Here is a 13,869-nt window from a genome sequence, read left to right as displayed (position 1 = left end):
CTGTCTACCCCAACGAGGCGAGCCGTAAGGTTGGCACGCGACTTCGACGAGGAAGTGAGGGCAGCGTGGGCGAGTTCGTCAGGCTGGAAGTGAAGGACGGCATCGGCACCATCCGGCTGGAGCGGCCGCCGATGAACGCGCTCAACACCCAGGTGCAGGAGGAGTTGCGCGCCGCCGCGTCGGCGGCCACCGCCGACGCCGAGGTCCGCGCCGTGATCGTGTACGGCGGCGAGAAGGTCTTCGCGGCCGGCGCGGACATCAAGGAGATGGCCGACATGTCCTACGTGGACATGGCGGAGCGTGCCGCCGACCTGTCCAGCGCGCTCGGCGCGATCTCCCGTATCCCCAAGCCGGTCGTGGCCGCGATCACCGGGTACGCGCTCGGCGGCGGCTGCGAGCTGGCGCTGGCCTGCGACTGGCGGATCGTCGCCGAGGACGCCAAGCTCGGCCAGCCGGAGATCAAGCTCGGCATCATCCCGGGCGCCGGTGGCACCCAGCGACTGGCCCGGCTGGTCGGTCCGGCCCGCGCCAAGGACCTGATCATGACCGGGCGGATGATCGACGCCGCCGAGGCGCTGCGGATCGGCCTGGCCGACCGGGTGGTCCCGGCCGCCGAGGTCTACGACGCCGCGGTGGCGTACGTGAAGCCGTTCCTGACCGGGCCGGCGCAGGCGCTGCGGGCGGCGAAGGCAGCGGTGGACGCGGGTCTGGACATGGACCTCACCTCGGGCCTGGCGTGGGAGAGTCAGCTCTTCGCGGCGCTGTTCGCCACCGACGACCGGCGCGAGGGCATGACCGCGTTCGTGGAGAAGCGCAAGCCGGGCTTCACCGGCCGCTGACGCGAGGGCTGTTCACATCTGCTGTACCGGCCAGTAACGTGACCCCGGTCGGTCGATGAAGGGGAATGGCATGACGGAACGGGTCGAGGGCCACGGCGGCGATCTGGCGCTCGCGGCACTACGGGCGCACGGCGTACGGGAGATGTTCACGCTCTCCGGCGGGCACGTCTTCCCGCTCTACGACGCCGCCCACAAGGCGGGCTTCCCCCTCTACGACGTGCGGCACGAGCAGTCCGCCGTGTTCGCCGCCGAGGCGGTGGCCAAGCTCCAGCGCCGCCCCGGCCTGGCCGTGCTCACCGCCGGCCCCGGCGTCACCAACGGCGTCTCCGGCCTGACCAGCGCGTTCTTCAACGCCTCGCCGGTGCTGGTGCTCGGCGGGCGGGCCCCGCAGTTCCGCTGGGGCTCGGGCAGCCTCCAGGAGATGGACCACCTGCCGCTCGTCGCGCCGGTGACCAAGCACGCCGAGACGGTGTTCAGCGCCGACGACATCCCGCGCGCGGTGTCGGCGGCGCTGACCACCGCGCTCACCCCGCACCGGGGCCCGGTGTTCCTGGACTTCCCGCTGGAGGCGGTCTTCTCCGTCGGTGACGCCGACCTGCCGGCGGTCACGCCGCCGGCGCCGATCGAGCCGGACCCGGACGAGGTCGCGAAGGCGGCCCGCCTGATCGCCGGCGCGTCCCGGCCGGTGATCATCGCCGGCTCCGACGTGTACGCGGGCGACGCCGTCGAGGCGCTGCGTGCCGCCGCCGAGTCGCTGCGGGTGCCGGTGTTCACCAACGGGATGGGCCGGGGCGCGCTGCCGCCGGAGCACCCGCTCGCCTTCGCCAAGGCCCGCCGGGTCGCGCTCAAGGGCGCCGACGTGGTCGTGGTGATCGGCACCCCGCTGGACTTCCGGCTCTCCTTCGGCGACTTCGGCGACGCCCAGGTCGTGCACGTGGTGGACGCGCCCAGCCAGCGCGCCGGGCACGTGCAGCCGGCCGCCGCGCCGGCCGGTGACCTGCGGCTGATCCTCGGCGCGTTCGCCGACCACGCCGGTGACCGGGCCGACCACGCCGACTGGATCGCCGAGCTGCGGACCGCCGAGGACGCGGCGAAGGCCCGCGACGCGGAGGAGATGGCCGCCGAGAGCGACCCGATCCGCCCGGCCCGGGTCTACGGCGAGCTTCGCAAGGCGCTCGCCCCGGACGCCATCACCATCGGCGACGGCGGCGACTTCGTGTCGTACGCCGGTCGGTACCTGGAGCCGGCCCAGCCCGGCACCTGGCTCGACCCCGGCCCGTACGGGTGCCTCGGCACCGGCATGGGCTACGCGATGGGCGCCCGGGTCAGCCACCCGGACCGGCAGATCTGCGTGCTGATGGGCGACGGCGCGGCCGGCTTCTCGCTGATGGACGTGGAGTCGCTGGTCCGGCAGAAGCTGCCGGTGGTGATCGTGGTCGGCAACAACGGCATCTGGGGGCTGGAGAAGCACCCGATGCGCGCGATGTACGGCTACGACGTGGCCGCCGACCTCCAGCCGGGGCTGCGCTACGACAAGGTGGTCGAGGCGCTGGGCGGCGCGGGCGAGACGGTGGAGAAGGCCGCCGACCTCGGGCCCGCGCTGGGGCGCGCGTTCGACTCGGGCGTGCCGTACCTGGTGAACGTGCTGACCGACCCGGCCGACGCGTACCCCCGGTCGTCGAACCTGGCCTGAACACGGCGCGTGCGGGCCGTCCGCCGGGGGACCGGCGGACGGCCCGCGGCGCGTGTCAGACCTCGGGGCGGTCCCTGTCGTCCGGGCGGCCCCGCAGCTCCTCCTCCCGGCGGCGCAGGTCCTCCTCCCAAAGCCGCAGCCGTTCCTGGTCCTCGCGGCGGGACCGCTCGTCGAGCGAGGCGAGGAACTCCGGGTCGTCGTCCGGGGCGAGCGGCCGGCGGGCCGGCGCGGCGGGACGGGTCGTCCCGGTGACACCGGCGGCCCCGGCCGGGCGCTCACGGCCCACGAGGAACCAGGCGATCGAGCCGACCAGCGGGAAGAAGAGAATGATCAGCACCCAGATCATCCGGGGCAGCGCCTTGACCTTCTCCTCGTCGGCGGAGAGGCAGCTGATCAGCGCGCACACGGCGAGGACGATCTGGACCAGGAAGAGCAGCACGTAGAGGCGGGCCATGCCTCATGATGGCTCACCGCCGCTCGTCAGCGCACCCCGCCGAGTACGTGCGCCACACCGAGCGCTGCCAGCCCGGCCGCGCCGAGCGCGGTCAGCGGCACCGACCAGCTGTCGAACCGGCGCGGTCCGGTGCCGGTGGCCCGGTGCCACGTCACCACCAGCACGGCGAGCCAGACCAGGAGCGCCGCCCCGGTCAGCAGCGCGTCGAGGACGCGGCCGGTGAACGCCTGCCGCAGCTGCAGCAGCAGCACCGCGGTCAGCGTGAGCAGCGTCCGCCGCCAGGCCAGCCGGGTGCGCTCGGGTTGCAGGCCGGGGTCACGGATCACCCTGCGCCACCCAGCAGCACGGCGGCCACCAGCAGCAGCGCACCGATCGCGACGACGAGCGCCAGCACGGCCGGGAAGCGGGACGCGGGCAACTCCTCGTTCAGCCGCATGGCGCGTTCGGTGCGCGCCCAGTGGTCGACGGCCCGGATCGAGACGGCCGCGCCGAGCAGCAGCAGCGCGATCGCGAGCGCCTCGCGCAGGTGGGCCAGGCGCAGCGGCGGGAGGAACTGGGCGGCGGCCAGCCCGCCGGCCACCAGCGCGAGCCCTGTTCGCAGCCAGGCCAGGAAGGTCCGTTCGTTCGCCAGCGAGAAGCGGTAGTCCGGCGGGGTGCCGACCGAACGCAGCTCACGCGGGTCGAACCAGCTCTTGATCGACTCCCACACGCTGCCGATTATCCGCTTTGCCCCGCGCCTAGCCTGGGGGGATGACCGATCTTGACGCGCGCGAGCTGCGCGACGCCTACGACGCCCAGATCCGACCGGAGCTGCCGGACCCGCTGCCGGACGGGGTGACGGTGGAGCGGGACGGACCGCTGTTCCGCGTGCTGGGCCTCGACCACCGGGGCTTCCTCACCTACCGGACGCTCGACGGGCTGGCCGGCGCCGAGCTGGACGCGCTGATCGCCCGGCAGGTCGAGGTCTTCCGGGCCCGGGGCGAGGCGGTCGAGTGGAAGCTCGCCGGTCACGACGAGCCGGCCGACCTGGGCGACCGGCTGCGCGCCGCCGGGTTCGTGCCGGAGGACCAGGAGACGGTAGTGGTCGGCCCGGTCGCGCCACTCGCCGCCGCCGTCCCGGTCCTCTCCGAGGGGGTACGCCTGCGTGAGGTCACCAGCCGGGCCGACCTGGAGCGGATCGCCGCCATGGAGGAGGAGGTCTGGCGGGAGGACCGCAGCCACCTGGTGTACGGGCTGGCCCGGGAGATCGAGGCCGATCCGCAGTCGATCACGATCGTGGTGGCCGAGGCGGGGGAGACCGTGGTCAGCGCGGGCTGGATCCGCTACCAGCGCGGCACCGGCTTCGCCAGCCTCTGGGGCGGCTCGACGCTGCCGCAGTGGCGAAAGAAGGGCATCTACCGGGCGCTCGTGGCGTACCGGGCGCGGCTGGCGCAGCAGCGCGGCAAGACGCTGCTGCAGGTGGACTGCTCGCCGGACAGCCGGCCCATCCTCGAGCGGCTCGGGCTCGTTGCGGTCACCACCTCCACGCCGTACGTCTACACTCCGTGATCATGGAACGGTTGACGGCGGACGAGCGGCTCACCCTGAAGACCGGCGCGTTCGGTGCCGTGTTCCTGGTCTCCAACGCCGTACCGGGCGTGCTGGCCATGGTGCGGGAGAGCTTCGCCGCCTCCGGCGCGCTCGCCGAGGTGGGGGGCGTGGTCAAGGAGGCGCTCACCACCGGGCCGCTGCCGCAGCTCCCCCGGGACTCGGCCCTGGAGGTCGAGTCGGTGGTGCTGCCCGCGCTGGGCCGGTCGGTGGAGATCCTGCGCGCCAAGTCGCCGGGTGACGTCGAGACGTACCGGTCGGTGGTGCTGGCCGCGGCGGATCGGGTGGCGCAGGCACACCGGGGGATCGAGCCGGCCGAGGCGGCGGCGATCGAGAAGATCCGGCAGGCGCTGACCGAGGCGGCGTGACGGTGGTGAGTTGCGTCACTCCGGGCCGCGGGGGCGGCCATGCTACTTGCGGGTAACATTGCGCTCGTGGGGAAGTGCACAGCTGCCCGCGGTTGACCCACGTTGCGTCACGCGGGAGGCTGCGCCCGTGACCGGGCGAGTGATCGCTACACCAAACAGGAGGGTCGTCGAAGCGCGATGAACATCGTCGTACTCGTCAAGCAGGTGCCCGATTCGGGCGCGGACCGCAACCTGCGTTCTGACGACAACACCGTCGACCGCGGTTCGGCGAACAACGTCATCAACGAGATGGACGAGTACGCCATCGAGGAGGCGTTGAAGATCAAGGAGGCGCACGGCGGCGAGGTCACCATCCTGACCATGGGTCCGGACCGGGCGACCGAGTCGATCCGCAAGGCGCTCTCCATGGGCCCGGACAAGGCCGTCCACGTGGTGGACGACGCCCTGCACGGCTCCTGCGCGGTGGCCACCTCGAAGGTGCTCGCCGCCGCCCTCGGGCAGCTCAACGCCGACCTGGTCATCTGCGGCGCCGAGTCGACCGACGGCCGGGTGCAGGTCATGCCGCACATGATCGCCGAGCGGCTGGGCGTGGCCGCCCTGACCGGCGCGCGCAAGCTCACCGTCGACGGGTCCAGCCTGACCGTCGAGCGGCAGACCGAGGAGGGCTACGAGGTGGTCACCGCCTCGACCCCGGCCGTGGTCTCCGTCTGGGACACCATCAACGAGCCGCGCTACCCGTCCTTCAAGGGCATCATGGCCGCCAAGAAGAAGCCGGTGCAGACGCTCTCCCTGGGCGACCTGGGTGTGGCCCCGGCCGAGGTGGGCTTCGACGGCGCCACCAGCGCCGTGGTCGAGCACTCCAAGCGCCCGCCGCGCTCCGGCGGCGAGAAGATCACCGACGAGGGCGACGGCGGCGTGAAGCTGGTCGAGTTCCTCGCCACCGAGAAGTTCGTGTGAGAGGTCTGGGACATGTCTGAGGTTCTCGTCGTCGTCGAAGCCACCAAGGAGTTCGGCGTCAAGAAGGTCACCCTCGAGATGCTCACCCTCGCCCGCGAGCTGGGCACCCCGAGCGCCGTCGTCCTCGGTGGCGCCGGTGCCGCCGAGGCGCTGAGCGCCAAGCTGGGCGAGTACGGCGCGGAGAAGATCTACGCCGCCGAGGGTGAGGAGATCGACGGCTACCTGGTCGCCCCGAAGGCCACCGTGGTCGCCGAGCTGGTCAAGCGGGTCCAGCCCGCCGCCGTGCTGCTCGCCTCGTCGCAGGAGGGCAAGGAGATCGCCGCCCGCCTCGCGGTCAAGCTGGACAACGGCATCCTGACCGACGTGGTCGGCCTGGCCGCCGACGGCACCGCGACCCAGGTCGCGTTCGCCGGCTCCACCATCGTCAAGTCCAAGGTCACCAAGGGCCTGCCGCTGGTCACCGTCCGGCCGAACTCGCTCGCCCCGGCCCCGGCCGCGGCGACCCCGGCCGTCGAGCAGCTCACCGTGTCGGTCACCGACGCGGACAAGCTCGCCAAGGTCGTCGAGCGGGTCGCCGAGCAGAAGGGCTCCCGCCCCGAGCTGACCGAGGCGTCGGTCGTCGTCTCCGGCGGTCGCGGTGTCGGCAACGCCGACAACTTCAAGCTGGTCGAGGAGATGGCCGACCTGCTCGGCGGCGCGGTCGGCGCGTCCCGCGCGGCGGTCGACTCCGGCTACTACCCGCACCAGTTCCAGGTCGGCCAGACCGGCAAGACGGTCTCCCCGCAGCTCTACGTCGCGCTGGGCATCTCCGGCGCGATCCAGCACCGGGCCGGCATGCAGACCTCGAAGACCATCGTCGCGGTGAACAAGGACGCCGAGGCGCCGATCTTCGAGCTGGCCGACTACGGCGTCGTCGGCGACCTGTTCAAGGTCGTCCCGCAGGCCGCCGAGGAGATCCGCAAGCGCAAGTGAGCGTCGCGTGACAGAAGGCCGCCGCCCGGTGCACCGGGCGGCGGCCTTTCTCGTGGGGAGCTGATCGGCGGGCCGGGGAGCTGAGCCGGCCCGCCGATCAGCCCGTCAGGGTGCCCCTCAGCAGGCTGTCGCCGGAGTGGGCGGGCTTGTTGTCGTACTGCTCCGCGCTGATGTCGACCACGGTGTAGGTGCGCAGGTCGACGTTCGGGGGAATCGGCAGGAGCGCGTCCCCTGATCCGTTGCTCAGCGTACCCACGGAGAACATTTCCATCGTGTTCGGATCGATCAGCCAGACCTCGTAGTACCCCGGAACGGTCGGGAGATTCGTCACGTGCAGATGCAATCGGTTGTCACCGAGCACCCGCGCGTCGCCGGAGGCCTCCTTCGGTGTCGACCCGAACGCCGCGAGCGGCGCGCTGGCCAGCACCTGCGGCTGCGGATCGGCGGGCTCGCCGCCACCGCCGAGCACCGCTGCGGTGCCCGCCACACCGATCACCGCGGCAGCGGCGGCGGTGACCGCCGTGGTCGCCCACCCCGGCCGGCGCCGGCCGCGGCGCGGACGACGTGCGACGACGGGTACGGCGGCCGGCTCCACCGGGTCGGCCGGGCGCGGCAGGCGCCGCTCGGTCAGCGCCGGCAGCTGCTCGGCGGCCCGGACCTCGGCCATGATGCCCTGCCAGATGTGCTCCGGCGGGTCGGGCAGATCGGCCAGACCCTGGGTGCCCGCGCCGAGCCCGGCGACGTGCTGGAGTGTCTCCACCTCGCCCCGGCAGTGGTCGCAGGTGTCCAGATGGGTGGCCTCGCCGTCAGCCGCCTCGCTCTCACCGAGCGCCAGAAAGACCAGCCGGTCGTGGTCCAGGTGCTGCACCGTCCACCTCCCATCTGCGTTTCAGGCTCTGCATGCCGCGTCTGATGTGACTCTTGACAGTGCCTAACGGCACGCCGGTCACCGCCGCGATCTGCTGGTGTGTCAGGTCGTCGTAGAACGCCAGCTCGAGCATCCGACGCTGTTCGTCGGGGAGCCGGGCCAGCTCGTCGGCGACCACCAGCCGGTCGACAACGGTGTCCGGGTCGGGACCGGTCGAGACCGGCTCCGGCAGTTGCTTCACCGTCTCGACCACGCGCGTCTCCCGGGCCGAGGCCCGGATCCGGTCGACCACCTTGCGCCGCCCGATCCCGAGCAGCCAGCCGACCAGTGAGCCTTTCGCCGGGTCGAACGTCTCCCGGCCGAGCCAGGCGGCGACGAACGTCGCCTGGGTCACGTCTTCGGCGTCGCTGCGGTTCACAAGCGTCGTGGTGGCCAGGTGCAGCACCGCTCGCCCGTACCTGTCGTACGCCTCTCGCAGGGCCGCCTCGTCGCCGTCGCGGAACCGGGTGGCGAGGTCGTCCTCGCCCGGCGGTTCGGGGCCCTGCCTCGCCGCCGTCACCGGGCGGCTCGCCTTCCGTGGGGCATGCCCGACTGTAACTCCCACAGCCACCGCCCCACTCTCCCGGTGTGTCCGTCACAACCCTCGTCACCTCTCCTTCGTCCCGGCGGGGTCCGCCGGATGCGTCCGGAGACGGGAAAAAGAAATCGGATCCGGGCGCATCCGGGGGCGACGGAGCCGGCGTAACCCGTTCTGCAAGCCAGGCCTGACGAATCAGCATCAACCACCAGGAGGCAGACAATGCAGTACGCGATGTTCCGTCGGGTCGCCGCGGGCGGCGCGGTGGCCGCCCTCACCTTCGCCGGCGTCGGCGCCGCCACCATGAGCCCCGCCTACGCCGCCTCGTCGAAGGTCTCCGTGGTCCACGGCATCCCGGACACCCCGGTCGACGTGTACGTCAACGGCGAGAAGACGCTGAACAACTTCAAGCCCGGCGACGTCGCCGGTCCGCTCACCCTGCCCGAGGGGGACTACGACATCGCCCTGACCAAGCCGGGCGAGGCGATCGACAAGGCGATCCTGAAGGTGGACGACGCCGCGGTGCCGGGCGGGGCGAACATCAGCCTCGCCGCCCACCTGAGCGCCGACGGAAACCCGCAGATCACCCCGTTCGTCAACGACGTGTCCAAGGTGGGCGCCGGCAAGGCCCGGCTGATCGTCCGGCACACCGCGGCCGCACCGGCCGTCGACGTGCGGGCCGGCGGCGAGCCGGTCTTCGAGGACCTGACCAACCCGAAGGAGGCCAAGGCGGACGTGGCCGCCGGCTCGGTGAAGGCGGACGTGGTGCTCGCCGGCACCGACACCGTCGCCATCGGCCCGGCCGACCTGAACCTGAAGGAGGGCACCGCCACCATCGTCTACGCCATCGGCTCGGCCGAGGCCAAGAACCTGAGCGTGGTGGCCCAGACCATCAACGGCCTGCACTCGGCGCCGGGCGGCGTGCCCAGCGGCACCGGCGGCCAGGCCGGCACCGGCGTGGACACCTGGTGGTACGTGCTGGCCGGGGCCGGCGTGCTGCTCCTGGTCGGCGGCGGGGCGCGGGTGGCGGCAACCGCCCGGGCCGGTCGCCGGTGACGGTGCGCAACCGCGGGGCGCTGGCGGCGATGGCCGCCGGCGCCGCCGCGCTCACCCTGGCGACAGTGGTGGCGTGCGGCTCCGAGCCCGCCGGGGACGTCGGCGGCGACGAGGTGACGGCGCTGGCGAGTGCCACACCCACGCCGGCGGCCTCGGCGACCGGCGGCGGCTCGGTCCCGGTGAACCCGGGCACGCTGCCCGGCGACAGCGAGATCGTGCCGCCGGTGAAGCTGAGCATCCCGCCGATCCGGGTCACCGCGACAGTCAACCCGGTGGGCGTCAACGAGCGCACCGACGAGTTCGAGGTGCCGCCCAGCGTGGACCAGGTCGGGTGGTACCGCTACGGCCCGGGCCTGGAGGCCGATGCCGGCTCGGTGGTGATCGCCGGGCACGTGGACAGCGCCGAGCAGGGCAAGGGGGCGTTCTTCCGGCTTCGCGAGCTGGGCCAGGGGGACAAGCTCACCGCCACCGGCTCGGACGGCCGGGAGCGCTCGTACCGGGTGGTGGCCCGGGAGGAGTACCGGAAGTCGAAGATCCCGCTGGAGCGGTACTTCGCCCGCGACGGCAAGCCCCGCCTCACGCTGATCACCTGCGGCGGGCCGTTCGACGCGAAGACCCGCAGCTACCGGGACAACATCGTGATCACGGCGGTTCCCGCGTGATCGCGGCCGTTCCGTCGTGAGCGGCCGGACCGCCCCGGGTGGGACGGGGCGGTCCGGCCCCCGGTGCCGGGCGCGCAGGCCGTTAGGCTGAACGGTGATGGCATACCTTGATCACGCGGCGACGACCCCGATGCTGGACGAGGCACTCGAGGCGTACGTCGCTGTCGCCCGCGAGGTCGGCAACCCGTCCTCGCTGCACGCGGCGGGTCGCCGGGCCCGGCGACGGGTGGAGGAGTCCCGCGAGCGGGTGGCCGCGGCGCTCGGTGCCCGCCCCTCCGAGGTGATCTTCACCGGCGGCGGGACGGAGAGCGACAACCTCGCCGTGAAGGGCGTCTTCTGGGCCCGCCGCGCCGCCCGGCCCGACCGGGTCCGGGTGGTCTCCAGCGCGGTCGAGCACCACGCTGTGCTGGACGCGGTGGACTGGCTGGTCGAGCACGAGGGCGCGCAGGCCGGCTGGCTCCCGGTCGACGCGGCCGGGCGGCTCGACCCGGAGCGCCTGCGCGCCGAGCTGGCCGAGCACGGCGAGCGCGTCGCGGTGGTCACCGCCATGTGGGCCAACAACGAGGTGGGCACCGTCCAGCCGGTGGCCGAGCTGGCCGCCGTCGCCGCCGCGCACGGGGTGCCGTTCCACACCGACGCCATTCAGGCGGTCGGGCAGGTGCCTGTCGACTTCGCCGCCAGCGGCGTGTCGGCGCTCACCGTGACCGGGCACAAGCTCGGCGGGCCGACCGGCGTGGGCGCGCTGCTGCTGGCCCGCGACGTGGCGGCCACCCCGCTGCTGCACGGCGGCGGCCAGGAGCGCGACGTCCGCTCCGGGACGCTCGATACCGCGGGCATCGTCGCGTTCGCGGTCGCCGTCGAGGCCGCGGTGAAGGGCCAGCAGGAGTACGCGGCCCGCGTCGCCGCGCTCCGCGACGAGCTGGTCGAGCGGGTCCGGCAGGCAGTCCCCGAGGTGATCTTCAACGGCGACCCGGCCGACCGGCTCCCCGGCAACGCGCACTTCTCCTTCCCCGGCTGCGAGGGGGACGCGCTGCTGCTGCTCCTGGACGCCCAGGGCATCGCCTGCTCGACCGGGTCGGCCTGCTCCGCCGGGGTGGCCCAGCCCTCGCACGTCCTGCTGGCGATGGGCGCCGACGACGACCGGGCCCGGTCCTCGCTGCGCTTCACGCTCGGGCACACGAGCACCGGCGCGGACGTGGACGCGCTCATCGCCGCGCTGCCCGCCGCGGTCGAGCGGGCCCGCCGCGCGGCCGCCCTCCGCACGCCCCGCTGACCCGGATACGCTCGGTGAGGACGAGGGGAGTGGGCCGGTGAGGGTTCTGGCGGCGATGTCGGGCGGGGTGGACTCCGCCGTCGCGGCGGCACGGGCGGTGGAGGCCGGGCACGACGTGACGGGCGTGCACCTGGCCCTGGCCCGCAACCCGCAGACGTACCGCACCGGCGCCCGGGGCTGCTGCACGCTGGAGGACTCCCGGGACGCCCGGCGTGCCGCCGACGTGCTCGGCATCCCGTTCTACGTGTGGGACATGGCCGACCGGTTCCACGACGACGTGGTGGACGACTTCGTGGCCGAGTACGCCGCCGGGCGTACCCCGAATCCCTGCCTGCGCTGCAACGAGAAGATCAAGTTCGCCGCGGTGCTGGACCGGGCCGTGGCCCTGGGCTTCGACGCGGTGGTGACCGGCCACCACGCCCGGCTCGGCGCGGACGGCCTGCTGCGGCGCAGCGTCGACGCGGCTAAGGACCAGTCGTACGTGCTGGCGGTGCTGACCCGCGCGCAGCTCGACCGGTCCATCTTCCCGCTGGGCGACTCGACGAAGGCCGAGGTACGCGCGGAGGCCGCCCGGCGCGGCCTGGCGGTGGCCGACAAGCCCGACTCGCACGACATCTGCTTCATCGCCGACGGCGACACCCGCGGCTTCCTCGCGGAGCGGCTCGGTGAGGCGCCGGGCCAGGTGGTGGACGCGCTCACCGGCGCGGTGGTGGGCAGCCACAGCGGCGCCTACCAGTACACCGTCGGGCAGCGGCGCGGCCTGCACCTGGACCGCCCGGCGCCGGACGGCCGCCCCCGCTACGTGCTGTCCATCACCCCGACCACCAACACGGTCACCGTCGGCCCGGCCGAGGCGCTGGAGGTCTCGGACGTGCGCGCCACCCGCCCGGTGTGGACCGGCGGGCCGCGCCCGGACGGGCCGGTCGAGTGCGAGGTGCAGCTGCGGGCGCACGGCGACGTGGTGCCGGCCGCGGTCGAGGTGGACGCCGACGGCCTGCGCGCCTCGCTGCGCCGCCCGGTCCGCGGTGTGGCCGCCGGCCAGGCGGTCGTGGCCTACCGGCCGGACCCGGCCGGAGACGTGGTCCTCGGCTCGGCCACCATCACCGCTGCCTGACCGGCGACGGGCAGCGGATAGGCTGCGGCCGTGACTGAGCAGGCGTGGCCCTGGCCCACCGGCGCGGCGACCGGGATCGGGTCGCTGCCCGGCACCGACATCGCCGAGGCGCAGCGGATCGTGCTCGGCGAGCTGTCCGCCCTGCCACACCTGCCCGAGCTGCCCGCCCGAGGGCCGGGCGCGGACCTCGTCGGGCGCACCGCCGGTCTGCTCGTCGAACTCCCGGTCGAGCTGTACGCGGCCCGCTGGCGCATCGCCCCGCGCCCCGGCCGGGACCTGCGCCGCGCCCGCGACCTGATGGAACGCGACCTCGACCAGCTCGCCGAGCAGGCCGAGGAGTACGCCGGCCCGGTCAAGGTCCAGGCCGCCGGGCCGTTCACCCTGGCCGCCGCGCTGGAGCTGCCGATCGGCGGCCGGATGCTGCGCGACCCCGGTGCGGTACGCGACCTCGCCGGTTCGCTCGGTGAAGGGCTGCGCGGGCACGTCGAGGCGGTGACCCGGCGGCTGCCCCGCGCCTCGGTGCTGCTCCAGCTCGACGAGCCGTCCCTGCCGGCGGTGCTGGCCGGCCGGGTGCCCACCGAGAGCGGCTTCGGCACCCACCGTCCGGTGGAGACCGAGGTCGCGCGGGCGCTGCTGCGCGAGGTGATCGAGGCGGCCGGCGCCCCGGCGCTCGTGCACTGCTGCGCGCCGGACGTACCGCTGGAGCTGATCCGCTCCGCCGGTGCGGTGGGCGTCGCGCTCGACCTGTCGCTCGTCACCGACCTCGACCCGCTCGGCGAGGCGATCGACGCCGGGCTCGGCCTGCTCGCCGGCGCCGCGCCGACGCTGCCGCCGCCGTCCGGCCGGGCGCCGACGTCGGCCCAGGTCGCCGACCGGGTGCGGCGCGTCTGGGACCAGCTCGGCTTCCCCCGCCGCCGGCTGGCCGAGCAGGTGGTGGTCACCCCCGCGTGCGGCCTGGCCGGCGCCACCCCGGGGTACGCCCGCGCGGTGCTCACCGCCTGCCGCGACGCGGGCCGGCGGCTCGCCGAGGACTGACGTTTTTCCGTCGTACCCGACGGGCACGATGACCGGCATGATCGGACGACTGCGTTCCACAGTGATCGACTGTCCCGACCCGCGCGCGCTGGCCGGCTTCTACGCCGAGCTGCTCGGCCTGCCCCTGGTGGAGGAGAACTCCGACGGCGACGAGTGGGTGGTGCTCGGCGGCCCACCCGGGCACCAGCCGCGGGTGGCCTTCCAGCGGGCACCCGGCCTGCGTGCCCCCGACTGGCCCGACCCGGCCCGGCCGCAGCAGTTCCACCTCGACGTGACAGTCGACGACATCGAGGCGGCCGAGAAGGCGGCGCTGGCACTCGGCGCACGGCGGCTGCCCGGTGAGGGGGAGGGCTTCCGGGTCTACGCCGACCCGGCCGGCCACCCGTTCTGCCTCTGCTGGGACTGACCTTCCGC

General features: G+C 73.8%; 17 protein-coding genes. 12 read left to right on the top strand and 5 right to left on the bottom strand.

Annotated features, from left to right (window positions below; translation table 11 throughout):
- The first annotated feature begins 65 nt into the window (after positions 1-65).
- Both O7604_RS03285 and O7604_RS03280 read left to right on the top strand, forming a co-directional pair.
- Positions 66-839 carry an enoyl-CoA hydratase-related protein gene (locus O7604_RS03285; protein WP_269701663.1) on the top strand — a complete coding sequence of 258 codons (774 nt, stop codon included), beginning with the start codon at positions 66-68 and terminating at the stop codon, positions 837-839.
- 70 nt (positions 840-909) lie between these two features.
- Entirely contained in the window at positions 910-2,532 is a 1,623-nt protein-coding gene (locus tag O7604_RS03280) for an acetolactate synthase (RefSeq protein WP_269701662.1), read from the top strand.
- Positions 2,533-2,587: 55 nt separating this feature from the next.
- Here O7604_RS03280 and O7604_RS03275 read toward each other — a convergent pair whose 3' ends face one another.
- The 3 genes from O7604_RS03275 to O7604_RS03265 are packed head-to-tail and all read right to left on the bottom strand — an operon-like array spanning position 2,588 to position 3,695.
- On the bottom strand, positions 2,588-2,986 hold the full coding sequence (locus O7604_RS03275) for a PLD nuclease N-terminal domain-containing protein (RefSeq protein ID WP_269701661.1): 399 nt from the start codon (positions 2,984-2,986) through the stop codon (positions 2,588-2,590).
- A gap of 26 nt (positions 2,987-3,012) precedes the next feature.
- Complete coding sequence (locus tag O7604_RS03270) at positions 3,013-3,312, bottom strand: DUF202 domain-containing protein (RefSeq protein WP_269701659.1); 300 nt, start codon at positions 3,310-3,312, stop codon at positions 3,013-3,015.
- The gene (locus O7604_RS03265) at positions 3,309-3,695 is read right to left on the bottom strand and encodes a DUF202 domain-containing protein (protein ID WP_269701658.1); all 387 of its coding nucleotides are present in this window, start codon (positions 3,693-3,695) and stop codon (positions 3,309-3,311) included. The genes O7604_RS03270 and O7604_RS03265 overlap by 4 nt, the downstream gene beginning before the upstream one ends.
- A 41-nt stretch (positions 3,696-3,736) precedes the next feature.
- Between O7604_RS03265 and O7604_RS03260 the strand changes: the two genes are divergently transcribed.
- From O7604_RS03260 to O7604_RS03245, 4 genes are all read left to right on the top strand, one after another.
- Positions 3,737-4,534, top strand: coding sequence for a GNAT family N-acetyltransferase (locus O7604_RS03260; protein ID WP_281578818.1), 798 nt, complete (start codon positions 3,737-3,739; stop codon positions 4,532-4,534).
- A gap of 2 nt (positions 4,535-4,536) precedes the next feature.
- Positions 4,537-4,941, top strand: coding sequence for a hypothetical protein (locus O7604_RS03255; RefSeq protein ID WP_269701654.1), 405 nt, complete (start codon positions 4,537-4,539; stop codon positions 4,939-4,941).
- Between the two features lie 177 nt (positions 4,942-5,118).
- On the top strand, positions 5,119-5,898 hold the full coding sequence (locus O7604_RS03250; RefSeq protein ID WP_269701652.1) for an electron transfer flavoprotein subunit beta/FixA family protein: 780 nt from the start codon (positions 5,119-5,121) through the stop codon (positions 5,896-5,898).
- Positions 5,899-5,910: 12 nt separating this feature from the next.
- Complete coding sequence (locus tag O7604_RS03245) at positions 5,911-6,870, top strand: electron transfer flavoprotein subunit alpha/FixB family protein (protein ID WP_281578817.1); 960 nt, start codon at positions 5,911-5,913, stop codon at positions 6,868-6,870.
- 97 nt (positions 6,871-6,967) lie between these two features.
- Here the strand turns inward: O7604_RS03245 and O7604_RS03240 are convergent, their stop codons facing one another.
- Positions 6,968-7,738, bottom strand: a complete 771-nt coding sequence (locus O7604_RS03240; RefSeq protein ID WP_281578816.1) for an anti-sigma factor — start codon at positions 7,736-7,738, stop codon at positions 6,968-6,970.
- Entirely contained in the window at positions 7,692-8,297 is a 606-nt protein-coding gene (locus O7604_RS03235; protein ID WP_013284457.1) for a sigma-70 family RNA polymerase sigma factor, read from the bottom strand. Before O7604_RS03235 ends, O7604_RS03240 begins: the two co-directional genes overlap by 47 nt.
- Positions 8,298-8,537: 240 nt before the next feature.
- On the opposite strand from O7604_RS03235, the gene O7604_RS03230 reads away from it, so the two are divergent.
- The 6 genes from O7604_RS03230 (at position 8,538) to O7604_RS03205 (ending at position 13,861) form a co-directional block, all read left to right on the top strand.
- A complete protein-coding gene (locus tag O7604_RS03230) occupies positions 8,538-9,371 on the top strand; it encodes a DUF4397 domain-containing protein (RefSeq protein ID WP_281578815.1) in 834 nt (277 codons plus the stop codon).
- Positions 9,368-10,033: a class F sortase gene (locus O7604_RS03225; protein ID WP_281578814.1), complete on the top strand. Its 666-nt coding sequence runs from the start codon at positions 9,368-9,370 to the stop codon at positions 10,031-10,033. The genes O7604_RS03230 and O7604_RS03225 overlap by 4 nt, the downstream gene beginning before the upstream one ends.
- Positions 10,034-10,130: 97 nt before the next feature.
- Positions 10,131-11,306, top strand: a complete 1,176-nt coding sequence (locus tag O7604_RS03220) for a cysteine desulfurase family protein (RefSeq protein ID WP_269701644.1) — start codon at positions 10,131-10,133, stop codon at positions 11,304-11,306.
- A 37-nt stretch (positions 11,307-11,343) separates the two neighbouring features.
- Entirely contained in the window at positions 11,344-12,420 is a 1,077-nt protein-coding gene (gene mnmA / locus O7604_RS03215) for a tRNA 2-thiouridine(34) synthase MnmA (RefSeq protein ID WP_281578813.1), read from the top strand.
- A gap of 30 nt (positions 12,421-12,450) precedes the next feature.
- Positions 12,451-13,455 (top strand): methionine synthase, encoded by a 1,005-nt coding sequence (locus O7604_RS03210; protein ID WP_281578812.1) that lies wholly within the window; start codon positions 12,451-12,453, stop codon positions 13,453-13,455.
- Positions 13,456-13,492: 37 nt separating this feature from the next.
- Entirely contained in the window at positions 13,493-13,861 is a 369-nt protein-coding gene (locus O7604_RS03205) for a VOC family protein (protein WP_174536666.1), read from the top strand.
- Positions 13,862-13,869: the final 8 nt, after the last annotated feature.

Origin of the sequence: Micromonospora sp. WMMA1947 (genome assembly GCF_027497355.1) — a bacterium.
In the GTDB taxonomy this organism is placed as follows: Bacteria; Actinomycetota; Actinomycetes; order Mycobacteriales; family Micromonosporaceae; genus Micromonospora.
Note: the sequence above shows the minus strand (reverse complement) of the source record. Positions and strands in the feature narration are given on the sequence as shown.